27 protein-coding genes are annotated in these 24,437 nt (G+C 41.1%); 18 read left to right on the top strand and 9 right to left on the bottom strand.

Annotated elements, in window-relative coordinates; translation table 11 throughout:
• Positions 1–5 precede the first annotated feature (5 nt).
• Positions 6–782: a cobalamin-binding protein gene (locus tag IEV27_RS06890; protein WP_188376841.1), complete on the top strand. Its 777-nt coding sequence runs from the start codon at positions 6–8 to the stop codon at positions 780–782.
• Positions 783–811: 29 nt separating this feature from the next.
• Here IEV27_RS06890 and IEV27_RS06885 read toward each other — a convergent pair whose 3' ends face one another.
• Together IEV27_RS06885 and nhaC are read right to left on the bottom strand one after the other, a co-directional pair.
• A complete protein-coding gene (locus IEV27_RS06885; protein WP_188376686.1) occupies positions 812–1,645 on the bottom strand; it encodes an MBL fold metallo-hydrolase in 834 nt (277 codons plus the stop codon).
• Positions 1,646–2,370: 725 nt separating this feature from the next.
• Entirely contained in the window at positions 2,371–3,750 is a 1,380-nt protein-coding gene (gene nhaC, locus IEV27_RS06880) for a Na+/H+ antiporter NhaC (protein WP_188376685.1), read from the bottom strand.
• Between the two features lie 367 nt (positions 3,751–4,117).
• On the opposite strand from nhaC, the gene IEV27_RS06875 reads away from it, so the two are divergent.
• From IEV27_RS06875 to IEV27_RS06860, 4 genes are all read left to right on the top strand, one after another.
• Positions 4,118–4,849: an AzlC family ABC transporter permease gene (locus IEV27_RS06875; RefSeq protein ID WP_188376684.1), complete on the top strand. Its 732-nt coding sequence runs from the start codon at positions 4,118–4,120 to the stop codon at positions 4,847–4,849.
• Positions 4,849–5,139 (top strand): AzlD domain-containing protein, encoded by a 291-nt coding sequence (locus IEV27_RS06870; protein WP_245345294.1) that lies wholly within the window; start codon positions 4,849–4,851, stop codon positions 5,137–5,139. Before IEV27_RS06875 ends, IEV27_RS06870 begins: the two co-directional genes overlap by 1 nt.
• Positions 5,140–5,197: 58 nt before the next feature.
• Positions 5,198–5,665, top strand: coding sequence for a hypothetical protein (locus IEV27_RS06865; RefSeq protein ID WP_188376683.1), 468 nt, complete (start codon positions 5,198–5,200; stop codon positions 5,663–5,665).
• Between the two features lie 90 nt (positions 5,666–5,755).
• Positions 5,756–6,286 (top strand): GNAT family N-acetyltransferase, encoded by a 531-nt coding sequence (locus tag IEV27_RS06860; protein WP_188376682.1) that lies wholly within the window; start codon positions 5,756–5,758, stop codon positions 6,284–6,286.
• Positions 6,287–6,689: 403 nt separating this feature from the next.
• On the opposite strand, the gene IEV27_RS06855 is transcribed toward IEV27_RS06860, so the two are convergent.
• Complete coding sequence (locus IEV27_RS06855) at positions 6,690–7,559, bottom strand: cation diffusion facilitator family transporter (protein ID WP_188376839.1); 870 nt, start codon at positions 7,557–7,559, stop codon at positions 6,690–6,692.
• A gap of 216 nt (positions 7,560–7,775) precedes the next feature.
• On the opposite strand from IEV27_RS06855, the gene IEV27_RS06850 reads away from it, so the two are divergent.
• The 4 genes from IEV27_RS06850 to IEV27_RS06835 all read left to right on the top strand — a co-directional run bounded on the left by IEV27_RS06850 (position 7,776) and on the right by IEV27_RS06835 (position 10,145).
• The gene (locus tag IEV27_RS06850; RefSeq protein WP_188376681.1) at positions 7,776–7,991 is read left to right on the top strand and encodes a hypothetical protein; all 216 of its coding nucleotides are present in this window, start codon (positions 7,776–7,778) and stop codon (positions 7,989–7,991) included.
• Positions 7,992–8,146: 155 nt separating this feature from the next.
• A complete protein-coding gene (gene wrbA / locus IEV27_RS06845) occupies positions 8,147–8,755 on the top strand; it encodes an NAD(P)H:quinone oxidoreductase (protein WP_188376680.1) in 609 nt (202 codons plus the stop codon).
• Between the two features lie 185 nt (positions 8,756–8,940).
• Positions 8,941–9,183: an IDEAL domain-containing protein gene (locus tag IEV27_RS06840; RefSeq protein ID WP_188376679.1), complete on the top strand. Its 243-nt coding sequence runs from the start codon at positions 8,941–8,943 to the stop codon at positions 9,181–9,183.
• 113 nt (positions 9,184–9,296) lie between these two features.
• Positions 9,297–10,145, top strand: coding sequence for a M15 family metallopeptidase (locus IEV27_RS06835; protein ID WP_188376838.1), 849 nt, complete (start codon positions 9,297–9,299; stop codon positions 10,143–10,145).
• An 89-nt stretch (positions 10,146–10,234) separates the two neighbouring features.
• Here the strand turns inward: IEV27_RS06835 and IEV27_RS06830 are convergent, their stop codons facing one another.
• Complete coding sequence (locus IEV27_RS06830) at positions 10,235–10,855, bottom strand: NAD(P)-dependent oxidoreductase (protein ID WP_188376678.1); 621 nt, start codon at positions 10,853–10,855, stop codon at positions 10,235–10,237.
• A 97-nt stretch (positions 10,856–10,952) separates the two neighbouring features.
• Here IEV27_RS06830 and IEV27_RS06825 point away from each other — a divergent pair, with 97 nt between their 5' ends.
• A complete protein-coding gene (locus IEV27_RS06825) occupies positions 10,953–12,248 on the top strand; it encodes an MFS transporter (RefSeq protein ID WP_188376677.1) in 1,296 nt (431 codons plus the stop codon).
• Between the two features lie 144 nt (positions 12,249–12,392).
• Here the strand turns inward: IEV27_RS06825 and IEV27_RS06820 are convergent, their stop codons facing one another.
• Positions 12,393–13,304 carry a zinc dependent phospholipase C family protein gene (locus IEV27_RS06820; RefSeq protein WP_188376676.1) on the bottom strand — a complete coding sequence of 304 codons (912 nt, stop codon included), beginning with the start codon at positions 13,302–13,304 and terminating at the stop codon, positions 12,393–12,395.
• Between the two features lie 305 nt (positions 13,305–13,609).
• On the opposite strand from IEV27_RS06820, the gene fumC reads away from it, so the two are divergent.
• Both fumC and IEV27_RS06810 read left to right on the top strand, forming a co-directional pair.
• Positions 13,610–14,998, top strand: a complete 1,389-nt coding sequence (fumC, locus tag IEV27_RS06815) for a class II fumarate hydratase (protein ID WP_188376675.1) — start codon at positions 13,610–13,612, stop codon at positions 14,996–14,998.
• A gap of 116 nt (positions 14,999–15,114) precedes the next feature.
• The gene (locus IEV27_RS06810) at positions 15,115–15,315 is read left to right on the top strand and encodes an alpha/beta-type small acid-soluble spore protein (RefSeq protein ID WP_188376674.1); all 201 of its coding nucleotides are present in this window, start codon (positions 15,115–15,117) and stop codon (positions 15,313–15,315) included.
• A gap of 135 nt (positions 15,316–15,450) precedes the next feature.
• On the opposite strand, the gene msmX is transcribed toward IEV27_RS06810, so the two are convergent.
• A complete protein-coding gene (msmX, locus tag IEV27_RS06805; RefSeq protein ID WP_188376673.1) occupies positions 15,451–16,548 on the bottom strand; it encodes an ABC transporter ATP-binding protein in 1,098 nt (365 codons plus the stop codon).
• A 119-nt stretch (positions 16,549–16,667) separates the two neighbouring features.
• Complete coding sequence (locus tag IEV27_RS06800; protein ID WP_188376672.1) at positions 16,668–17,567, bottom strand: PucR family transcriptional regulator; 900 nt, start codon at positions 17,565–17,567, stop codon at positions 16,668–16,670.
• Positions 17,568–17,691: 124 nt separating this feature from the next.
• Between IEV27_RS06800 and IEV27_RS06795 the strand changes: the two genes are divergently transcribed.
• Positions 17,692–17,973 carry a metal-sensitive transcriptional regulator gene (locus tag IEV27_RS06795; protein WP_373868069.1) on the top strand — a complete coding sequence of 94 codons (282 nt, stop codon included), beginning with the start codon at positions 17,692–17,694 and terminating at the stop codon, positions 17,971–17,973.
• 623 nt (positions 17,974–18,596) lie between these two features.
• Here IEV27_RS06795 and IEV27_RS06790 read toward each other — a convergent pair.
• Positions 18,597–18,764, bottom strand: a complete 168-nt coding sequence (locus IEV27_RS06790; protein WP_188376670.1) for a hypothetical protein — start codon at positions 18,762–18,764, stop codon at positions 18,597–18,599.
• Between the two features lie 183 nt (positions 18,765–18,947).
• Here IEV27_RS06790 and IEV27_RS06785 point away from each other — a divergent pair, with 183 nt between their 5' ends.
• The 3 genes from IEV27_RS06785 to IEV27_RS06775 all read left to right on the top strand — a co-directional run bounded on the left by IEV27_RS06785 (position 18,948) and on the right by IEV27_RS06775 (position 21,678).
• Positions 18,948–20,084, top strand: a complete 1,137-nt coding sequence (locus tag IEV27_RS06785; protein ID WP_188376669.1) for a DUF445 domain-containing protein — start codon at positions 18,948–18,950, stop codon at positions 20,082–20,084.
• A gap of 87 nt (positions 20,085–20,171) precedes the next feature.
• Positions 20,172–20,531 carry a YlbF/YmcA family competence regulator gene (locus IEV27_RS06780; protein WP_188376668.1) on the top strand — a complete coding sequence of 120 codons (360 nt, stop codon included), beginning with the start codon at positions 20,172–20,174 and terminating at the stop codon, positions 20,529–20,531.
• Between the two features lie 373 nt (positions 20,532–20,904).
• A complete protein-coding gene (locus IEV27_RS06775) occupies positions 20,905–21,678 on the top strand; it encodes an enoyl-CoA hydratase (RefSeq protein WP_188376667.1) in 774 nt (257 codons plus the stop codon).
• Between the two features lie 39 nt (positions 21,679–21,717).
• On the opposite strand, the gene IEV27_RS06770 is transcribed toward IEV27_RS06775, so the two are convergent.
• Positions 21,718–21,903 carry a YhzD family protein gene (locus IEV27_RS06770; protein ID WP_188376666.1) on the bottom strand — a complete coding sequence of 62 codons (186 nt, stop codon included), beginning with the start codon at positions 21,901–21,903 and terminating at the stop codon, positions 21,718–21,720.
• Between the two features lie 139 nt (positions 21,904–22,042).
• On the opposite strand from IEV27_RS06770, the gene IEV27_RS06765 reads away from it, so the two are divergent.
• Positions 22,043–22,942, top strand: coding sequence for an ABC transporter ATP-binding protein (locus tag IEV27_RS06765; protein ID WP_188376665.1), 900 nt, complete (start codon positions 22,043–22,045; stop codon positions 22,940–22,942).
• Entirely contained in the window at positions 22,935–24,194 is a 1,260-nt protein-coding gene (locus tag IEV27_RS06760; RefSeq protein ID WP_188376664.1) for an ABC transporter permease, read from the top strand. The genes IEV27_RS06765 and IEV27_RS06760 overlap by 8 nt, the downstream gene beginning before the upstream one ends.
• The last annotated feature ends 243 nt before the right edge of the window (positions 24,195–24,437 follow it).

The raw sequence follows: 24,437 nt of genomic DNA, 5'->3' as shown, positions 1-24,437 counted from the left end.
GTTTTATTCGAATTGTGTCGATTTGCCCAAGCAATACTGAAATTGTAGCTTATCTAGGTTTGACGGGGATGTTGATTGGTGTCGACAATTATTCTGATTATCCTGAAGCTGTTCACGAATTGCCTAAATTAGGACCAGATCTTTCTATAGATATGGAGAAGGTAGCTAATTTGAGTCCTGATCTCGTGCTTGCTTCGTTAAGCGTACCAGGAATGGAAAAAAATATTGAAGGTTTGAAAGCAAGACAGATTCCCTATATCGTGCTTAACCCTCAATCTCTTGATGAGATTGCAGAGGATATTAAGAAAGTAGGAGAAGCAGTTGGACAGAAAGATTTAGGGGATAAAAAATCAATAGAGTTTTTACAAGAGATTGAAACGTATCGTAAAGCTGCTCAGGCATCTAGTCACAAAAGACCTTCTCTTTATTGGGAGTGGTGGCCAAAGCCCATTTTTACACCAGGAAAGGCAAATTGGTTAACAGAAATCAGTGAGTTAGCCGGCGGATATAATATATACTCGAATGAAGAAGAAGCAAGCATACAAACGGATTGGGACGATGTGAGAAAGAAGCAGCCTGATCACATTTGTATGGTATGGGTTGGAGTAAAGGAAGAGAAAATGAACCCCGAAATCGTGAAGAAGCGTCCAGGGTGGAGCAAATTAGAAGCTATACAAAATGATCGGATTCATGTTTTAGAAGAATCGCTTTTTTGTCGGCCAAGTCCACGGCTTTTAGAGGGATTGAAAAAAATAAAAGGTGTTCTACGCCACTTCGAATAAAAAGACCGACAGTTATTCTGATCGGTCTTTTAATGAAGCTTATTCTGATTTTTAGGGATGGCGAGTTCTTTAAAATTGAGCGCAAGGTGACTCAACTGTTCTTGCAGTAATTCTCCATCCATAGGGAGGCCGTGACCGGTTAAAGCCGTGACAGGGTTAAGTGCAGCGAGTTTTTTTACGGATCGCTCAGCCTCTGGCCAATTAGGAGTGAAATAAGCCGGCGGGCCGTGAACGTGCTGATGTTGAATGAAAACTGCCATACTGGACTCCTGCTTCACAGTAATGAAAGCATCGCCAGCGATTAAGGTGCGATCTCGATCACGGAATAGGGAGATGTGTCCAGGTGTGTGTCCGGGTGTATGAATGGCTCGCCAATCATTTAAAAAAGGGATGGACCCATCATTCGGCAGGGGATGGACCCATTTTTTAAGGTTCACGGGCTCCGTTGGGAAAAAAGGTGAGAGCACGGTAAATAATCCGCCTCCAACTGTTGAATTTCCCACCGGATAAGATCTCTTGCCTGTTAAGTAATCCATTTCTTTTTCATGTGCATAAATGGGGGTTTTGTAGTGTTGGGCCAGCTTCTTGGCTGAACCGATATGGTCAAAATGTCCATGCGTTAAAATAATTGCTTGCGGCGGCACAGGGCCATACCTTTTTTCAGCAGCTTCAATAATTCTTTTTGCGTAATGATTAATGCCGCAATCCACAAGGACCCATTCCTTAGCTCCGGGTTTACCAATAAAGCCCACATTAGCCATTAACGTACGATAATATGCAACGTCCTCTAGCACATCATCTGCTTCGGCGTGGCTCATGTCAAAATAGCCATCTTGCGGCAGATCGTGATGTTCTTCCTTCATGCTCTGATCACTCCTTCTCATGAATAGTTTGGATGAGGAAGCAAGGTTCTATTCGCAGCTTAAAAATAAACCATCCATGTTTCTGCAAGCTTTTTTCTTGCCGGCAGAAGCGAAGCCCCCTTGAGGTCATTGAAAAAGTCTGTCTAATCTTAATGAGCCTCACGAATCGCTTGTCGGTGGATGCTTGCCGCGGGCACGACCTCAGCTAACTTGGTCAAGAAGTTCACTTGACCAAGTGGATCTTCGGCTCGCGCTCTTCCCGCGACGCACCGGACGTGGCCGGTTTTAATCGACCAGGCGTCACCACCGAACGCTCATCGTGGCATCAACAGAGATCATTCTAAAACCCATTCGTATGTACAAATATCTGCTCCTAAAACTATTTATACGTTGTCTGGCTAAGAATGATATGCGATTGCTCCTTGGAAGTTCTTTAAGTCATAAAAAGGCTCTTTCCATCACGCTTACTCTTGGTAGACGGACGAGAGTCTTTTTCATATCTTGACAGGCTGTTTTTATCAGCGCCTGTTCTTTGACTTTATCTTTTCAATGAAATCTACAATAACGCAGTCCGTACCGTTCTTTTGAAGCCAGTGGGACAATACCCTGTCTATATAGAAAAAACGCGTGAAATGAGATTTATAAATCTTGATTTCACGCGCTTTAAATTATTTATTTATAAACTATATCAGTAATTTTATACTTATGTCCCAGTTTCTTGTTTGCTAATTCGATGCTTTGGTTAAGGTTTTTCCTGTAATACCATAAAGGATTGTTAATAATGGAGATAGTAAACAGAAAAATGCAAAAGGTAAATAATCGAGCACCGGTACTTCTAGTACGTCAGCTAAAAATACTCCGCAAACACTCCAGGGCACAAGCGGATTGATTACTGTGCCTGCATCTTCAAGTGTTCTCGATAAGTTCTTTCGTGCCAAGTTTACTTTTTCGTAAAAATCTTGATAAGCTTCTCCTGTTAATAGGATGGATAAATATTGTTCTCCAATGGCTAAGTTGATGCCTATCGCCGTGAAGGCGGTGGAAAGCGTAACAGAGCGAGCAGAGGTTAAGGCGTGCTGTACATTTTGTAGTATGGAAGGTATGATCCCTGTAACAAAAAACAAACCTCCCAAGGCTAATGCTAGGATGACGAGAGCTATAGTAAATAGCATATCATTCATTCCCCCGCTTGATAGCAGTTCATTCACAACTTCGTGATCAAAATCAGCGACAAACCCTCCAAACCAAGAATTCCACAGTTCTGTCCATGTTACTGATCCTCGTAATCCTGCGATCACCGTAGCAAGCACACTCGTGATGGCAAGAGACATAAATGCTGATTTCTTACTAATGGTTAATAAAACGAGTACACCAAGAGGAATCCATGAACTCCAATGAATAAGCTGCGTGGAAACAAGCTCTTCCTGTAAGGATGTTAATTCTCCACTCCGCGATTGAACAGAAGGAGAAAGAATAGCAAATAAGATAAAGCTGATGACGAAAGCTGGCACCGTTGTCCACGTCATATTTTTTATATGTTCAAACAAATCAACCTTAACTACGGTAGAAGAGAGATTAGTCGTATCAGACAGTGGTGACATTTTATCACCAAAGAATGCTCCTGAGACAACAGCTCCTGCCGTAATAGGTATAGAAAATTCTCCTGAAGAAGCGACGCCCATAACCGCTACCCCAACAGTGGCAGCTGTAGTAAAGGAACTGCCAAGGGCGACTCCTACAATTGCGGTAATCGCAAATGTTAAGGCATAGAACCACGGCCCTCCCGTTAATGTAAAAGCTGCATTCATAAGAGCTGGGATGGTTCCACTGGCCATCCAGCTGGAAATTAATATACCGATGAGAAAGAATAGCAGCACAGCCCCTAATCCGGTCTGAGCTCCTTGAATCATTCCGTATTGAAGCTTGGAAAAAGGCATCTTTTTCATGGATCCATAGGCGATCACAATGAGAATACCAAGCAGAATTGGAACGTGAGGCACACTTTCAATCCAGATGATAAAATAGCTGATCATGGCTATGATAACGAGAAGCAAGGATGCGGACTCGAATACTCCAGGTAATTGTTTTGGACTTAAATGAAACATCTTTTATACCCCCTAAAATCATAAAAAACTCCGCCCCTGTTTATAGGGACGAAGCTGTTCTCCGCGGTACCACCCTAGTTGATGATAAAAATCATCCACTTTATAGTAAGGATCACGCGTAATGTTCATCTTGTCATTCAAGGGAAAAAGGCCTGGGTTTTCAGCGGCTGCCCAGTCTCTATTAACTGCTCTTTGACCCTTTACTTCGAGATGAGCGTAATCACGATGGTATTTTCATGCTTGAACGCTTTTATGCGCTGAAGAATCATTGTAAATCATAAGATAGAATTTAAAAGATGTCAATTTATTTTCAACTAAAAACGAATCATGTATAATAGTGGAAATTTGGTGGAAGGAGACTTGGACAATGAATTCAGAAGCCGCACAAATGATGCAATACACCCGGCTGCAAATGGTTAGACGGGGCATTATGGCTGGATTCCCGATTATGCTAGGCTATATACCTGTAGCATTAACTTATGGAGTGTTAGCTGGACAGTCAGGAATGACAAATATGGAACTAACGTTAATGAGCGTACTTGTCTTTGCAGGAGCCGCGCAATTTTTAGCGGTTAGCATGGCAGCCGCAGGGACAGGAGCTATTGAAATAATTATCGCTACCTTTGTATTAAACTTCCGCCATTTTGTTATGAGTTTATCTTTCATGAATCGTCTGCGAACGATTGGATTAAGAGCTAAAGTTCCGTTGTCTCTGGGTTTAACAGATGAAACGTTTACGATGTCTTCTTTACATAAGCGTGAAGCAAAAGAGGAGTTCGGAGCATGGTTTTATGCTTCTTTAATGTTAACGGCTTATCTGTCTTGGGTCGGCGGCTCGTTTCTTGGTGGGGTGTTAGGGGATGTGATACCCCAACGTTTAAGCGAGAGTATGGGGGTAGCATTGTATGCAATGTTCATTGGTTTACTTATCCCTTCTGTAAAAAAAAATAATCGAATTGCTTACATTGCACTTGCAGCAATGGTTATCAATTATGTATGCCAGATTTGGGGGATGAGCCAAGGGTGGGCGATCGTAGTTGGGACTCTCCTTGGAGGAGCAAGCGGTATCTGGATTTTAGATGATGAGGAGGAAGAATAATGGTATGGATGATTATAGGAATGGCTATCGTTACGGCCGTACCACGATTTTTGCCAGCTTTCATCGTTGATCAAATTCGTTTTCCTAAATGGATGGACCGATGGCTGAACGCGATTCCTTATGCCGCCTTAGGTGCTCTTATTTTCCCTGGGATCCTAAGCGTTAAGCCAGAAGCACCGCAAATTGGAGTAATTGCAGCTTTAGTTGCAGGCGCGTTGGCTTGGCTTAACCTTAATATTATCCTCGTTGTGTTAGGGGCAATTGCCTCCGTTTTTATCATGACTTTTTAGCACGCCCATTAGGTTTACGCATAACGTATAAAGAAACTCCATGAAGGGATGGAACGTTATGCATAGACAAAATGGATTTCCTGGAGGACAATATCCTGGTTTAGGTCCTGGACAGGGCGGGCCAGGAGGAGGCATGGGACCCGGAGGACCGTTTGGCCCTGGAGGTCCAGGTGGAGGACCCGGTGGACCATTTGGCCCTGGAGGTCCAGGCGGAGGACCCGGAGGACCGTTTGGCCCTGGAGGACCAGGTAGACCTCCGTTTGGTGGAGGGCCCCAGCTGCCGCCTCCGCCAAGCCCGCCGCCCTCTGCACAAGGCCCAGGCTTATACGCAGTAGATCCTGGTTCATTCTATGGCTGTCTGTATCGCTATACCTGGGTTCGCTTAAACAACGGACGGCGTTTTTGGTTTTACCCGGTATTTATAGGAAGAACTTCAGTAGCTGGGTATAGATGGCGGCCTAACCGACGTCAGTGGGATTATTTTGGCATTGATACAAACCGAATTGCCAGTTTCCAATGTTTTTAAATAAGGCAAGATGGAAAGAGGTGTCACAAGCGTGATGCCTTTTTTTCTGCTAAAATAAAAACATAACGAGGTGGAAAAGGAGAGGTCATGATGGCCCAACTGAGGGTAGCTAAATTTGAAGACGCGGAACAAATTGCGAATATTCACATTCAAAGCTGGAAATCTACATATAAGGACTTAATTGATGAACAAGATTTAAGTAACATTACGTTAGAAAATCGTGTAGCCTTATGGGAGACGATCTTAAAATCGCCAATAAACGGCCAAATTGCCTATGTGATAGAAAACGACGATGGTCAAGTGGTTGGTTTTGTTTCAGGAGGAAAAGAACGAACGAAGAAATACAGTTATGATGGGGAAATCTACGCGATTTATATGCTTGATAACTATCAGCGTATGGGATATGGAAGTATGCTGCTTAGCACGTTTGCTAAAGCAATGAAAGAAGTAGGCTACGAGTCTCTGCTCGTTTGGGTCCTTACGAGAAACCCTTCAGCCAAGTTCTATAAAATTCTCGGGGCGAAGCCTGTAGAAGCTGAGGAAGTAACAATTGGACAAGGTACTTATGAAGAAACAGCTTATGGATGGGAAGACATTAACGAATTGATTGAAAAGTTATAAGCCCCCTGCTTTTTAAATAAAGGCTGTTAAACGAGACGGTTCCGTTACTTTTGTGTGGAAAAAGGGGGACAGGAGAAAGAGGTGCTTTCCGTGAATCATGACGGAAGCGAGTCGTTTCCTAAACACTTATTTCGTTCCAGCAAACGGCACCCTTCTTTTTCAAAGAATATCAACTCTGAAATTTAACCTACCCTAAATATAAAGTGCACCCCTTAAAATAGTCGTTGAAAAAAACCAAAGGGTCAACGTACGATTTTTAGGGGGCATTTGTATGGCTGTAAAAGGACAAAAAGCTCAACGAAAACTAAATTACCTGAGCTATCTTGAATACAGGAATCAGGCGGTTGCATAACCTCTTTTTTAATGTTTGCCATTTAGGTGCTTGACTAATAAAAAGCAGGGTTTATTCTTCATAAGGTTCAATATGAATGTGAGCGTAGTAAATGTGAAGTTTCTTCTCTAAGATGGATTCAACTTCATCCGTGATCTCATGGCCTTCCTCAATTGTTAGTTTTGGATTCACATGAATCGTCGCCTCAACTAATGTCTGATTGCCTTGCAGTCTACCTTTTACATCTCGAACAGCCCATACTTCGGGGTGAGCCTCTATAAGTTCGCGAATTTCCTCGATTTCCTCTTCATCAAATCCATCCGTTAATCGATGACTGGAGTCTCTAAAAATATCCCAAGCCGTTTTGCAAATGATGAACCCGACGATTAAACCGGCTAAAGGATCCAGCCAATAAGCACCGAATTGTGATCCGAAGATTCCAATTGCAGCTCCCACACTGACAAGAGCATCTGAGCGGTTATCTTGAGCAGCAGCATAGAGAGCATTGCTATTTACTTTTTTAGATAGACCTAAGTTGTAGCGATACACACCATACATAACGACAGCAGCAGATAACGCTGTCCAAGCTGTTAGTAAAGAAGGTTCACTTGATTTCTGCTGGATTATATCTTGGAATGTTCCAAAAATGACTTCAAGTCCAACAGTCATCATAATGAAAGCCGCAATTAATGAAGCGATGGTTTCCGCGCGAAAATGTCCGTAATGGTGATCTTCGTCCGGTGGTTTTCTTGAGATTTTTAATCCAATTAAAACAGCGACAGACGCTACTACATCTGTTGTATTATTTAATCCATCGGCTCGTAAGGCTTCTGAATTACCGATCGACGCCACGATGAGTTTAACTGTAGCCAGGATAAGGTAAGCAATAATACTAATCCAGGCCCCGCGTTCTCCTTTTCTTAAGTTTTCATATTCTCCCATCATTTCGCGCCTCCACTCCGTAACTTAAAGCATGGTTAAGCTTACCAAACCCAACCCATGTGGGTCTAGAGAAAAAAAGCTATCCCAATGCACATCCCTTGTAGAAGGTAAGGTTCTTTGCATGAACTCAACTCATAGGATTAAAGGTCGGGGAGTTAGGGTACATATTTATAAGTTTTTATATTTATTTTATATTGACCAGAGAGGGGAGTATTTATGATTCAAGAAAAAATTATTATTGAAGGTTATGTCAAAGGAATGAAATTTTCAAAGACGTTAAACCTTACTTACAACCCCGATCATCAAGAAGTAGAAGAAGCGCTCATTTATTATTATGGGAGTCGGGCGCTGTCATTTGAAGAACTCGCCATTGAACAAGGCTGGCAGGATTCATACTGGACATACCCAACATACTTAAACCTTGTGATGTAGAACCTTCGTGGGAAGGTTCTTTTTTTGTGTAAATATCTCGAAATTAAGATTCTTTAGTTTGAGGAATAGAGGAGAAGGGTAAAAGCTATATGTGAATATGACATCTTATGGTGGAGACAATAAGGAAACTACACTCAAAAAGGAGAGGTTTTTTTATGGCAAATGTGAAATTAGCGATTATTTATTACAGTTCAACCGGCACGAACTATCAAATGGCTCAATGGGCTGAAGATGCAGCTCAGAAAGCTGGAGCTGAAGTGAAGCTAGTTCGTGTCCCAGAACTCGCACCTATGGAAGCTATTGAACAAAATCCTGCATGGAAAGAACATTACTTAGCGACGAAAGATAAAGTACCTGAAGCGCAAGTGGAGGATTTAGATTGGGCAGACGCTCTGGTTTTTAGCTTTCCTACAAGGTTTGGTACACTTCCTGCACAAGCGAAGCAATACATCGACCAGGCTGGCGGATTATGGGCGCAAGGTAAACTCGTCAACAAAGTAGTGAGTGCTATGACATCTGCTCAGAACCCTCACGGTGGGCAAGAGGCCACTCTATTAAGCTTGTATACAAGCATGTTTCACTGGGGGGCCATAGTTGCGGCTCCTGGTTACTCCGATAATTCCATCTTTTCTGCCGGGGGGAACCCGTACGGAACAAGTGTTAGTGTAGATGGAGAAGGTAATATGAAAGAAGATATTGAACAAGCGGTTCGTCATCAGGTAAATCGCACGTTGGAAGTGGCTGGGAAAATAGTAAATGGATAAAAGATAGAAGCTCTCTTAACTAGAAGGGAGCTTTTATTTTTTTAAAAAAATTCGGACGAGCAAAAAGCCTCTATAGAGGTTTAAAATGAAGATTTTCGGGAATTATATAACTAAATATTCAGAATATTGTTGCTAAAAGTTAGGAAATCCTTCATAATGAAAAAAAGCAATTAGGGGGTAATCTCATGAGAAAGCAAAAATTAATCTACGTGCTGCGTCGTGACCCTGGATTTAGAAATCGTGAAATTACTGCAAAAAGAGAATTGTCCTTTGGGATTAAATTAGCCTCAAGGCTTTTGCTCGATGAATTAAGTTTTCAGTTTAATAAAGAACGCTTAGATGAAGAAATCAATATGGCCATTGCAAATAATGATCGTGCAGAATTTGAGCGATTAAGCTTAAAGTATCAGCCATATACATGGGAATAATATATTCAGGTGCCTCTCTCAGGAGTGGCACTTTTTTTGAAAATATTTATGCAGATGATTCACATCAATGTTATAGTTGGAGAGAATATTTTTACGTAGGAAGGTTTTAAGTGATGAGAGTTCGACCAACTATACTCTTGCTGTCTTTAAGTCTTTCTTTAACGGCCTGTTCATTAGATGAGTGGACGAACCAAACGAATGATCCTTCTGAAGAAGAACCTTCATCTGAAGAGCAGCAAGTTGAGGAAGAGGAAAATAAGACGAACGAAGAGGAAAATGAAAGCAGCGAAGAAGAGTCAGAGGAACAACATGAAGATGCCAATCCGAATGCTTACGCCAATGAACTCGATGAAGTAGTGGATGAAGATGGTTTAACTATTATTGAACAACCGGATCTGATCGAAGTGGTGGTTAATAAAAGCCGAAAGCTTCCTGAAGGGTATGAGCCTGAAGAATTAGTAAAGCCGGATGTCCGATTTCCTTTTGAAGAAGATCTGCCGAAGAAGTATATGCAGCCTGAAGCAGCAGCAGCCCTGGAAGAATTATTTGCTGCAGCGAATGAAGAAGGAATGAGATTATATGCGACTTCTGGCTATCGATCGTATGAAACACAAGAGCAAATTTATGAGAGTAACGTAGCGGAAAAAGGTCAAGAAGAAGCCGATAAGTTCTCCGCTCGCCCTGGTACAAGTGAACACCAAACAGGGTTAGCTATGGATGTAACGACAGCCGAGATGGAATTTAAGCTTCAACAATCCTTTATTGATACAAAAGAAGGAAAATGGCTGGCGGATCATGCACACGAATATGGCTTCGTTGTAAGGTACTTAGAAGGTACGAGCGATATAACTGGCTATGAGTATGAACCGTGGCATTTACGTTACGTAGGAAAAGATTTATCAACAGATATTCATGAAAGTGGCGGCACATTAGAAGAATTTTTCGGCTTCCATCCTGAATAAAAGAGGCTGGACCAGAACTGAATAAAGCATAAAATCATCCGAACGATTCATTGAAATCAGTTCGGATGATTTATGTTCAGAATGATTTTTTAGTAACTTAAACCTACTCTCGTATGATGAAACTCCTCTTTTTTTATTTCTTCTAATGCAAACAGAGCGGTGTCCGTTACTGTGATTTTTTTGCCATCTTCAGGCAAGTAATTTTCCTCATAGCGAACTTTACCTTCAGAGTCACCGTCCGGCAGATACGTCGGACATAAGATCACCCAGTCTAATGTACTTTTGTTCAGAGCTTGATATGCTTTTTCGTGTTCTTCTGCCGCAAAAGTAGATCGACGCTTCGATTCGTTAGACTGGTAGCGATATTTTCCTTTCTCAAAGCGACTGTTTAAAATTCCGGCAGTTCCAATTGTAATGATTCGTGAGATGTCGTGTTTTAACATCGTTTGGATGATAAGTGGTTTGGCAGTCGAAAGAGTATCTGTTTTATCCGTATTTAGTGCGCTAAACACGAGGTCACATCCTTCAATCGTTTGTTCCACAGCAATCAGGTCCGTCGCCTCTCCATTGATGAATTGTGCCCCTGATATCATGGATTCTGCTTTTTCTATATCTCTTACTAAAGCTTTCACTTCAAAACCTTCTTGTAAAGCAAAGTTAGTTACTCGTGATCCTACACGACCGGTAGCTCCAAAGATCGCTATTTTCATAAAAAAACTCCTTACCATGTAAATATTTTAAAAATTCGCTCTATATCTCTTCTTCTTTTGCTAAGCTATAAGAAGACATGGAAATGGGGGGAAGCTTATGAAAAAGAAACGAGAGATGAGCTGGATACTATATGACGTCGGTAACTCTGCTTTTGCCACTACTATTATGGCAGCCGTGCTGCCCGTGTTTTATTACGACGTAGCGGCTAAAGGCTTAGATGAATCATTAGCGGCGAGCTATTGGGGTTATTCCCAATCTATTGCCGTTCTAATCGTAGCTCTATTAGCGCCTATTCTAGGGGCCATCAGTGACTTTTCTGCCGCAAAGAAAAAATTCCTCATGTTTTTTGCCTTTATGGGGATGATTGCCAGTGTACTTCTTGCATTTGTAGGGGAAGGCGACTATCTATTAGCTTCACTGCTCCTTATCGTCGGCACCATTGGTTTCTCGGGAGGTAATGCATTTTACGATGCTTTTTTACCAGAAGTAGCTGATGAAGAAAATATGGATAAGGTGTCTTCCTGGGGCTTTGCTTTTGGCTATATCGGAGGAGGCATCCTCCTGGCGATTAATTTACTAATGATTTTAAACTACCAATGGTTTGGCCTCCCCAGCTCATTAGCAGGCACTAAGCTGGCCTTCATTTCTGTTGGTGTTTGGTGGCTCATCTTTTCTATCCCCTTATTTAAAAATATAAAAGAAGAAAACAACCAGCAGAGGGAGCGGACACATTCTTTCGTAAGAGTCGGCTTTAACCGGGTAAGGACCACATTTAAAGAAATAAAGAAATTTAAGCAGCTTTTATTATTCTTAGTTGCTTTTTGGCTTTATAACGACGGTATATCAACCATTATTAAGATGGCAACGATCTATGGAAGAGACATAGGAATAGATAGTAATTCATTAATCATTGCTTTACTTATTACTCAATTTGTCGGTATTCCTTGTACGTTTTTCTTCGGTTTCCTGGCAGGTAAGATTACCGCTAAGCGAGCATTAACCATCTCTTTATATATTTATCTAGCCATTGTGGCTCTAGGATATTTTATGACGTCGGCGTTACATTTTTACGTACTTGCGATATGTGTAGGACTCGTGCAGGGAGGTGCTCAATCTTTAAGCCGCTCTATTTTTGGTAAAATGGTGCCTGGAGATCGACATGCAGAGTTTTTTGGATTTTACGGAATTTCGGCAAAGTTTTCAGCCATTTTTGGTCCTTTTGCTTTCGCTCTTGTCGGTCAACTAACGGGTTCGAGCCGCTTAGGGATACTGTCATTAATTGTGTTTTTTATCGCGGGCATCGTCCTATTAAAGTTTGTTGATGTTGAGAAGGGCAGAGAAGAAGCTAGAAGGCAGACGGATCCTGAACTAGAGACAATGATTAAAACGTAGAAACAAGCAGGGATGTCAAAAAGCGCAACAGTGGAGCAACTCTATTGTAGAGTGGGAGCATAAAGGTACCAGGTACCTAAATTCTATAAAAGAGCGAAGTGCCAAGTGTGAATTTCGATACCTGGTACCCGGTGCGCGGTCTCGTTATACGATCGGGTCACTATATAAATTATCGTGCTTTTCGGCTAACGGTGTCCCTGTATCGTATGAAATGTGTTGTACTAAACTTTTTACTTTTTCTAAAGGTGTGTGCTGTTGTGGCGACCAGTAATCTAAAATCGTTTCAAAGAGTGTTGAGGCTTCTTTTAAAGCCTGATGATATAAATCCTCAAACGATTCATTATATGGCTCATAAGTAGCTGAATGCCGCCAAGAATAACGGTTTGTATTTAAATAGTCGGCCCTATCTGAAATCGGCTGGTGGGAAAAAGAAGAAACCATAGAGCCAAGCCATTTGTTTTTCCAGCCATAAGGATCAAATAACACACGCTGGGCCACTGCCATATCTTTAAAGGATTTTTCAATAAAATGTTTAGGGAGATGTCCAGGAGAATAGTGCTTTTCAATGGTTGGTTTCAGCCATGAGGCGATTTCTTTTCTCTCTGCCCTTTTTAAACGGATTAATGGTGACACAGCCGTTTGCCATGTTTGTATATGACGATGTTTTTCCAGCATAAGCGTATCAATCGCAACTTCTAATGCTTGGTGCTTATTTCCTTCATATCCCGCTTTGTAGTGAACGTATGGATGAGTGATTCGATCGAGAATATGATGGCTGACGAAACCGAGAATATAAGCCTGTTTATTATTCTTAAAGGAGGCTCCCTGCTTAATTAAATCGATTAAAAAATCACCGCATTTTTCTTTATGTAAAGTAAGTCCCAGATCATTGACCCCACGATCTTTTATTTTTGGCCAGAAGTTATAGTAGAAAAAAGGGTCTGGCCCTTGTGCTCCAAGATAAAGGTGGCGTTCACTAGTTGCTAAGAGATCATCTCTTTCAATATTGATGCATAGATCTTCAACAAAAAGAATATGTGTCCATATATTTGGCATGCTGTCACTCCTCGAATCCATAAAAAAGAGCCTATGTAAGGCTCTTTTTTAACCATTTACCCATTGAAAAAGATCAAGCAAAAACAGCTTAAAGTTCCCCAACCCTCCTTAAAGGAATATGTAAAACTCTTCTGTTTCTGCCTCCTTTCTTTAAGTTATTCCTATAATACTACAAAGTTTGAATAATGTAAATACTCTGATTATTTAAATTTCGACAAGATTGTATTCAAGCTTATCGATTGTTTGTGAGAATATTGATACAATTATAAATGGAATCTAAGTTTCATTTAAAAGGGAGGATCCACATGGATTATCGTATTGAAAAAGACACATTAGGTGAAATTAAAGTACCAAGCGATAAGTATTGGGCTGCGCAAACCCAACGAAGTAAACAAAACTTTCCGATCGGACAAGAGAAAATGCCGGTTGAAGTCATTGAAGGCTTTGCGATTTTGAAAAAAAGTGCGGCAAAAGCGAACGCTGAGCTGGGTTTGTTGGAAGATGAAAAAGCCAAAGCTATCGGCTACGCAGCAGATCTGATTTTAAAGGGTGAATTAGAGGAACATTTTCCGCTAGTTGTGTGGCAAACAGGAAGTGGTACACAATCGAATATGAACGTTAACGAAGTTATCGCAAATGTTGGGAATACGTGGCTTGAAGAAAAGGGAAGTGAGCTGCGCCTCCATCCTAACGATGATGTAAATAAATCTCAAAGCTCAAATGATACGTACCCAACGGCTATGCATGTAGCTTCCGTAAGAAAAGTAGAAGAAGTATTATTGCCGGCTATCGGACAATTTAAACAAACATTGAAAGAAAAAATGGAAGCGTTTCAAGAGATCGTTAAAATTGGACGTACTCATTTGCAAGATGCAACGCCGCTTACATTAGGACAAGAAATAAGCGGATGGCACCGTATGCTTGAAAAAACAGAAAATATGCTCGTTGAAAGCACAAAATATGTAAAAGAATTAGCCATCGGCGGTACAGCCGTTGGAACTGGGTTAAATGCGCATGTAGACTTTTCAGAGCAAGTTGTAAAATATATTAATGAAGAAACATCCAATTCATTTATCTCCGCTCCTAATAAATTTCATGCGTTAACCTCTCATGATGAGCTTGTGCACACGCACGGTGCGATCAAAGCGCTTGCAGCAGACGTTATGAAAATTGCGAATGACGTACGCTGGTTAGCTAGCGGTCCGCGTTGTGGAATTGGGGAAGTTACAATTCCAGCAAATGAACCTGGCAGCTCAATCATGCCTGGTAAAGTAAATCCGACACAAAGTGAAGCTATTACGATGGTGGCGGCCCAAGTAATGGGGAACGACGCTACAATTGGATTTGCCGCAAGTCAAGGAAACTTTGAACTAAATGTGTACAAACCAGTCATTGCTTACAACTTCTTACAATCCGCGCAGCTGCTGGCTGACAGCATCGTGTCGTTCGATGAGCGCTGCGTAAGCGGACTTGAACCTAATCATGAGCAAATCGAAAAATATCTGCGTGATTCTCTTATGCTAGTTACAGCTTTAAATCCGCACATTGGCTATGAAAATGCTGCTAAAATTGCGAAGACAGCTTTTGAAAAAGATCAAACATTAAAAGAAACGGCCGTGGAATTAGAACTGTTAACTGAAGAACAATTTGAGAAATATGTTGATCCAAAAGCAATGACTAAACCTAACGCATAAGGTCGATCAATTGTTAGCCATGGGTGGTAAAAAAATACCGTTTATTACCAACTTAATTCTGTGATAAAAAACGTAGTCCGTGATCATACTACTATCAACACAGGAGGTGAGACAACATGGCTAACAACAGATCTAACGAGTTAGTAGTACCTGGTGTACAACAAGCTCTAGACCAAATGAAATACGAAATCGCTCAAGAATTCGGAGTACAGCTTGGTGCTGATTCTACTTCCCGTGCTAACGGTTCTGTAGGTGGAGAAATCACTAAGCGTCTAGTACAAATGGCTGAACAGCAGTTCGGTGGACAACAAAAGTAAATAAAATGAATGAGGAGAAAGGGTGCGCCCTTTCTCTTTTTATTTTTAGATTGATTGTAAAAAGCTTTTTCATTTCCATACATAAAAAGGACTGCATAAAAAAACACACGGCCGAAACCGTGTGTTAGGGGGAGCTTAGCGGATACGTAGTTCTGATTCAGCATCAAAGAAGTGTACTTTGTTCATGTCGATCGCAAGTTCAATTTTGTCACCGCCATGAATATCTGAGCGAGAGTCAACACGAGCGATGAACTCTTGGTCAGCAATACGAGAATAGAGGTAAGATTCTGCACCCATCAGCTCGGCCACTTCAATATCTGCTGTAATTTTCTTATCCGGGTTTGCATCAATAAAAAGTTGTTCATCGTGCATATCTTCCGGACGTACACCTAGAATAATATCTTTACCAATGTAACTTTGGTCACGTAATGTTTTCATTTTACCTTCAGGAATGGCAATTTGCACATCTCCTAGCTCAACGTGGCCTTCACGCAGAGTGGCATTGAAGAAGTTCATAGCTGGTGAGCCAATGAATCCTCCTACAAAGACGTTTTCTGGTTTATCATAAACCTCTTTAGGTGCTCCAACTTGTTGGATAAGACCGTCTTTCATAACAACAAGGCGTGTAGCCATGGTCATGGCTTCTGTTTGGTCGTGCGTTACATAAATCGTTGTCGTTTGAAGGCGCTGGTGAAGTTTTTGAATTTCAGCACGCATTTGGACACGAAGTTTAGCATCCAGGTTGGAAAGCGGCTCATCCATTAAGAATACTTTGGCATCACGTACAATGGCACGTCCTAATGCAACACGCTGACGCTGACCACCTGACAGCGCTTTCGGTTTACGGTCCAATAATGCTTCTAGCCCAAGAATTTGTGCTGCATTATTTACGCGTTGTTCAATTTCCTTTTTATCCATTTTACGAAGCTTAAGACCAAAGGCCATATTATCGTATACGTTCATGTGGGGATAAAGGGCGTAGTTTTGGAATACCATCGCAATGTCACGGTCTTTTGGAGCGACATCATTCATACGCTTCTCATCAATTAGGAAGTCCCCGCCTGTAATTTCTTCTAGACCAGCAATCATACGAAGTGTAGTTGACTTACCACAGCCTGATGGACCTACAAATACGACGAATTCTTTGTCGCCGATATGTAAATTGAAGTCTTCTACCGCTTTCACATTTTTATCATACACTTTTTCAATATTATTTAGCTTTAACTCTGCCATTTTAAGTTCCTCCTCAGGTGAAATCGCTTTCTTTTGTATGTTTATAGTCTAGCTGAGTTGAGGAAGCAGGTAAATGGACAAAGTGCACAAAGAATTTTGTCGTTCTTTGTGCACCCTGATTAGAGACTGACTTCAAGTAAGAGTAAATAGACGATCAAGCCTTGCTGGAATTGTTTAATATCGACTCCTGTTTTTTCAATAAACTTGTCGACTCGGTATTGTAAGCTATTACGATGCATAAATAGAAGCTTTGCAGCTAAGCTGGTATTTGAGCCTGATTCAAGAAATACTTTAATCGTGCGAAGCAGATCACGGTCTGATGCTACTTCCTTTAAGATGGTTTGCTTCAGAGCTTCTAATTCTTCTTGTGGCAGAGCATCTATAAACACATAAGGTACGACTTGATCAAATGTCACCACTTTGCCAAGCTTATATTTTTTTGAAAGGGAGAAACATTTATAAGCCCAGGTGTAATGATCGGGTGCACTGTCAATTTCATTCATTTCTTCGCTTATGTAAAAATGTAATTTAGTATAAAAATCACTCATTAATACATCAACTACACTGTGTAGTGAGACGGCCTCCTGTTCTGGTTCAAAAAACTCTTCAATAATTAAGCCTTCCGTTGTCCCTAACCATATGAGCGGCATCTCAGAAGGGAAAGAGGCTTGCAGCGCTTCTCTAAACGTATCATGGTCTGTAGATAGATCTGAAATAGAGAAGAGGATAAAACGAATCTTAAGCGGTTGGTCAAGCACTAATAATTGCTCATCCTTACGGTCAATAAAGTCTTTCCATTGGCGTTCTTTTTCAGTCAGGTGCCCCTCATTCCACTCGACGGGCTGAAGAAAAGCGGATAATAAAGCATACTCTCTCTCTGGTAAATCAGAAGATGCAATTCCTATGATGACTTCGTCAGCTGTACGAAATAAACGATAATCATCAACAGGCTGCTCCATACCTGATTCGTAAACGATAAGCGAGGGGTAGTTTTTTTTCAATTGGTCAATATAGGACATATAGAGAACTTCCTTTTTTAAATAAAATTTACTATTATGATAATATACAGTATAAAATAAATGTTTATCATTTTATAGTATACATCAAGACTAGCTTTCCATAATGAGACAGGAGGAAATAAATGTGGCAGATGTGAAAAATAAATACGAGTATCCGCAAGAAACGAAAAATCGCTTAAAACGAATTGAAGGTCAAGTTCGCGGAGTCTTAAAGATGATGGAAGAGGATAAAGATTGTAAGGATGTTATCACTCAGCTTTCAGCCGCTCGTTCAGCTATGGATCGAGCCATTGGATATATTGTGGCTAAGAATCTGGAAACATGCATTAGAGAAGCGAAAGAGGAAGGCGAATCAGCTGAAGAATTAATTAATGAAGCTGTCAATATGATTGTCAAAAGCCGCTAGTAAAAGATGAAGCCCAATAGGAGCTTCATCTTTTACAGGATGTCGAAAAAGCTTAGACAGATTTAATATAAGATTATAGAATGGTTCTTTTCTATTGGTATGAAGAAAAGGAACAGGAAAAAGCGCCGCTTTCCGCGGGGCAAGACGGAAAATCTCCTCGGTCTGTGACCTGCGGGGCATCTCCTGTCTGCTCGTCCCGCAGGAGTCGGCACTTTTTCCGTTCCTTTGACCATAGTGGGATCGTGGAACCATCATAGAGTGACTGCCCTGTTGCAAACGCTGTTTTCATAACTGCACAGCTTGAGTAAATGATTTTTCCAGTGATCTATTTCGAAGAAGGGTTGTAGGAAACGGCGACACTCCTAGGGGAGATACGAATAAGGTGTGACCCCGCAGGGCTGATAAAACCCGAGGAGGCCTTTTAGAAAGGAAGTTCGATTACATTCGGCACATCGTGTGCCAACATCGAACGACCCCACGTCGTGTGGGGCCTGGAAAGGAAGTCATTTCCTACAACCCTTTCCTCTTCTTCATGCAAGAAACGTTTACGCTGTCGAGGTAAAAAAGAGAACTAAGGTTTCTCTAAAAGCTGCAAAGATGAAGCCCAATAGGAGCTTCATCTTTTATTTTTGGTCTGCTTTTTGTTCAGGAATGGGGTGATCTTCACCTATTTGCTCATGTCCGTAAGCAGACTGAGGTCGGCCTCCTGCCATTCCTTCATTAATCATTCGATCTACATCGAGTTCGAAACGGTCTTTTCCTTCGTCCACTTGTTTTGGTCGCTTGTCCATTTGATTCACCTCCATATGTCTTAGTCTTTCCAATTAAGAAAAATGCGGCTTTGCTAATAAATGGAGAAAGTGGAGCTGCAACAATCAGAAAGTGTTGAAAAAACGCAGCGCTGTGAGTAGCTAAGCGTCTTATATTGATCTATAATGGGACAGGAGTTCTAGATTGAAATGAGGGTCTCATCAATGAGTACATTTATATTAATTTTATTAATGATGGCAGTTGGCGCCGCTATTGGTGGTGTTACCAATTCGTTAGCCATTAAAATGTTGTTTCGTCCTTATCGGGCGATCCATTTAGGAAGTTTCCGTCTCCCTTTTACACCTGGGTTAATCCCAAAGCGTCAAAATGAATTAGCCAGGCAGCTTGGAAAAATGGTCGTCAATCATTTGCTTACGGCTGAAGGGTTGAAGCGTAAAATAGAAGGAAAAGAATTTCAAAATCAAATTACGACCTTTGCCCAAACAGAAGTGGAAAAAGCGTTACAGAGCGATCAATCGCTGGAACAACTTTTTCATTCGTTTGACGTAGACATTGATCGGGAGCGAGTGGAAGATGCGGTCGCTGCATGGATTGATCGCAGGTATAACGGAATGATGGAAGAGATGAGGCAGCAAAAGTTGAAAGATGTTCTCTCTTCAGATTGGCAGCAGAGAGCTGAAGCGGGAACGGATCAGCTTGCTCATTATATTCAGCAGAAAGTTCATCAGTTTTTAACGAGCAGAGAAGGAAAAGAAAAAGTAGGCGCTCTCATTGATGATTATTTAGAAAAGCAAGGATTTTTAGGGAATATGATTCAATCATTTATGGGGTCAGAGCGAGTGATTGATCGTGTTCATCCTGTTATTGTACGCTACGTATCAGCGAGAGAAACGACAGAATGGCTGCAATCGATGCTGCAAACGGAACTGAAAAGTGCGCTGAACCAGCCCATCGGCTACTTTGAACAAAAGATCGGAAAAGAAACCATCTCCTATGGATTAGGCCAAGCGGTCACGAAATCTCTTCCTATAGAGGAATGGCTCCGTCAGTCCGTTGCTGATTGGACGAAGCCGCTTCATTCAAAAATCATTTTAGATGTTGTGCCTGCTCTTGTGCCAAAAGCGACTCACTTACTCTCTTCAAAAATTGAAACAATGATGGAGTCGATGAACTTATCAGAAATTGTGCAGGAACAGGTTGAATCATTTAATGTGAGCAGGCTGGAAGAAATGGTCCTCGATATTTCAAGAAGAGAGTTTAAAATGATCACCTATTTAGGTGCGCTCCTTGGGGGACTCATTGGAATTTTACAAGGAATTCTCGTTCTTTTTATTGGATAACCGTCAATTCCTATACATGCGTAATCATGTTTGTTATAGTGAGGAAGGAGTTCAAAACTCAACATTTCTAGGAGGTACTTTTAACTTATGGCTAATATTTATGATCACGCATATGATCTTGAAAAAGCAATTCGCAATAGTGAAGAATTTAACGGATTAAAAGATGCTTATGAAGCAGTAATGAACGATGAAGCAGCTAAAAAGATGTTTGAAGATTTCCGTCAAACACAAATTACTCTTCAACAAAAGCAAATGCAAGGTGAAGAGATTTCTGAGGAAGAAGTAGAGCAAGCGCGCCAGGTTGTAGAGCTTGTACAACAACATCCTCAAATTTCTAAGCTGATGGAAGAAGAGCAACGCTTAAATACAGTGATTAATGATATTAGTAAAATCATTACAAAACCACTTGAGGACCTTTACGGAAATCCTGAAGAGCCTCAACAGTAATTTTAACAATTCTAAAAGCTGCCCAACTGGGCAGCTTTTTTTTTAGTACGCAGAGCGACTGCTATAAGTCCTGCGGGTCGCACCTTATCCGTTTTCTCAGCCCTTTTATGTTAAGAAGTGTAACAGAACGATGGTGAACTCGTTAAAGCAGTGATCTTGAAGAAATAATGTCATTTCTGAAGGTTATCCTATCTCCCATCAAAAGATATACTGTTGACGATAACCTCTCCATGAGGGGGAATCTTGTAAGTTGCCTCCACTTGATCAATACTAATTTTAATCAGAAACAACTATGAAAAAAATTGTCAAATGAGCAGGAACATGTACGTCTTCTGGCGAATTCTAAAAATAAGAATGTGGAAAGGGGATACGTATGAAATTTTTTAATGTAGACAGACAGGGATCAGCTGTTTATATCACACTTGCTCGCGGGGAAAAGTATAATGCATTGCATGTGGATATGCTGCATGAGTTTGCAGAAATCGTTCAAGATATAAAGCAGGATGAGCAGTCTCAAATCGTCGTACTCTCTGGAACAGGAGACGGTTTTTGTGCGGGTGGCGATGTTTCTATGATGCAGGATGTAAGTGAACCAGAAGTGTATGATCAAGTCATGAATCATATCGAAACCATTGTTACTGGTTTTTATACAATGCCTAAAATCGTGATTGCGGCGCTGCATGGTCCTGTTGTCGGGTTAGGTTTAAGTATTGCTTTATCAGCCGATTACCTTATGGCTGAAGCAGATACAAAACTATCGATGAATTTTATTGGGATTGGGTTAGCGCCAGATGGAGGCGGTCATTTCTTCTTGGAACAGCGGCTGGGTACTCATCGAGCGAAGCAATTTGCCTGGAAGGGAGAGCAGCTTCGAGCTAAAGAAGCGTATGATTTTCAATTAATTGATGTAGTTTTTGAAGGGAATATTCATCAAGAGGCAGAAAAACTTGTGAAGGAATGGACGCAGCGTCCGCTACAGTCCATGATTGCTACGAAAAGCATCTATCACCAATACGGCATCGACCAGCTGCTGCAATATCTTGCGAAGGAACGACATTCTCAGTGGAAGTTAAAGCAGACAGCGGATCACCATGAAGGAGTAGAAGCTTTTCTCGAAAAAAGAATACCTGCATTTAAAGGGCAGTAAAAAAGTCGCGTATGAAGCGCGACTTTTTTTACTGTTCTATTATCGGTGAAAAAGAATAAGATGGCCTTCAGGAGCTACGCATCGGTGAGTATGTTCGGAGTAGCCCTGCTGCTCAAGTTTCTCCGCACCGATCTGCTTGGCTTCCGCGTCATTCTTCGCTTCAAATGTTTCATCTAGCAAATTGTTGCCATCCTTCTCAAATACCGTTAGAAAATATTTTTTCATAGAAGAAACCTCCTAAGGTGAATGGTGACTCATTTTATAAATTAGTCATAAAGGTGCTTAATTCCTGCTTATTCTTAAAAAAAGTTGAAACTAATTTTAACCATGTCTCGTAATGTTAAAAAGGAAAGGGGAAAAAAATGTGACGTTAAAATTACATAATGTAATGAAAAAATTTGGCTCATTCACGGCTGTTGACCATCTATCCATAGAAATACCTGAAAAGCAGATTTTCGGATTTCTAGGAGCGAACGGAGCTGGAAAAACGACAACGTTTCGCATGATTTTAGGACTTATCGAAGAAACGGATGGTGAAATATCCTGGAACGATGGAGAAATAGGATATGAACAAAGTCATTTAATTGGGTATCTTCCGGAGGAGCGGGGTCTGTACCCTAAAATGAAGGTTCAAGATCAGCTTGTTTATTTAGCGAGACTTAGAGGGATGAATCGAACAGAAGCGATCTCTGAGCTTACGTATTGGCTTGATAAATTTAAGGTGCCAGACTATAAGTCAAGGAAAGTTGAAGATCTGTCAAAAGGAAATCAGCAAAAAATTCAATTTATATCTGCTGTGTTACATAAACCAAAACTGCTTATTTTAGACGAACCTTTTTCCGGACTCGACCCTGTTAATGTAGAGATGCTAAAGGAAGCTGTGATTGAATTAAAGAACTCCGGGACGTCCATCGTGTTTTCTTCTCACCGTATGGAACATGTAGAAGAGCTCTGTGAAAACTTATGCATTCTCCATCATGGCAAGCCTGTCGTACACGGAGAGCTAAAAGAAATCAAACGTTCCTTTGGTAAAAAAAATGTTCGAGTCAGCGCTGAATTCGATTTAGAATTTCTGCAAGACCTTCCTGGCGTAACAAAGTTTAAAGGCTTTGGAGGTCAATGTGAAGTCCAAGTAGAAAATGAACAAGTTTCTCAGGTCATATTTAAAGAGCTGAATGGAAAAGGATTCGTGCGCACCTTTGATTTAGAAGAACCTTCTTTAAATGACATTTTCATTGAAAAGGTGGGGGCTGCGTATGAATAAATTTCTTATCATGGTGGCGCAAACGTTCAAATCGAGAGTGAAATCAAAGTCCTTCGTGATTACGACAGCTATCACGCTCGCTCTTATTTTAGTTTTAACGAACCTACAGACGATTATGGAAACGTTCGATCGTGGCGACGATGATGGAGAGGGCACAACCGAAATAAGTGTGATCAGCGAAGAGGAAGAGTGGGCGGCATTGTTCCAGGATAGGCTGGCCACTGAAGACGCATTTTCAGTAGCGGTTAACGAGCGCACATTAGATGAAGCTAGAGATGAAGTGGAAAATGGGGCATTAGATTCTGCGATTGAAATTAGAGTTGGAGAAGCTGGTTTACCTGAAGCGACGGAATACGTGGGTGAACAGATGACTCCTATGAATAGTGACATGATCCAGCAGGCATTACAGCAAGTAAAAATGGCTGTGGCAGCTGAAGAAGCTCAAGTAGATTCTGCCACCATCGAAGCCATTAATGCTCCAGTTGCTTATGAGACCGTCTCTCTAGGAGAAGAAGGAAATACTACAGAAGAGATGCAGCAAACACAGGGGCTCGTTTACGTTATGCTGTTCTTGCTATACTTAACTGTCATGATGTATGGAAGTATGATTGCGACCGAGGTCGCTACTGAAAAGTCGAGTCGTGTTATGGAGATTCTCATTTCAAGCGTGTCTCCTGTGTCGCAAATGTTTGCGAAGATTACTGGGATTGCATTGTTAGGCTTGCTGCAATTTTCATTAATTCTTGGGGTCGGTTATCTTGGTGTTCAACAAAATTCTGGAGAAGGCTCCTTTCTTGAAGGTTTTGGCATCGGGAATATTCAATTGAACATTATTGTGTACGGTATGGTGTTTTTTGTGCTAGGTTATTTCTTATATGCTACATTAGCTGCTACGCTAGGTTCTCTTGTTAGTCGTTTAGAAGATGCTCAGCAAATGATTTCACCGATGATCTACTTAATCATCATTGCTTTCTTTATATCGGTATTCGGTTTAAATGCACCTGACACGCCGTTTATTACATTCACTTCTTACATTCCATTCTTTTCACCATTAATTATGTTTTTGCGTGTCGGAATGCTTAATATACCTGTATGGGAAGTTGCTTTATCGATTGGCGTTCTTGTAGGTTCGATTGTAATTCTTGCATTAATTGGAGCTCGAGTTTATAAAGGCGGCGTACTGATGTACGGTAAATCTTCTTCCTTAAAAGATATAAAGCAAGCGATACAGCTTTCAAAAAGAAAGAAATAATTATATCTTCCTTCTCCACGAAAATGGGGAAGGAAGATTTTTTTAGAGAGGCTGTGTTTCTATCCATGACGTGTGAACTCTCCTTTTGTGGCAGCTAAATTAAACACGTTGCGGTTGACTATCATTGGTTTCACTTTCTGCTCAGTGTCCATGTCCAAAAGGTTCCTTCTAAACCCACTGCAGCTTTTTCATCATTTTCACAAATGCAGGGAGGACAGGGAAATTGCGAGACTCCCTGAGGGA

This window comes from Halobacillus andaensis, assembly GCF_014636475.1.
In the GTDB taxonomy this organism is placed as follows: Bacteria; Bacillota; Bacilli; order Bacillales; family Halobacillaceae; genus Halobacillus_A; species Halobacillus_A andaensis.
This window is presented reverse-complemented; position numbering and strand designations above follow the sequence as displayed.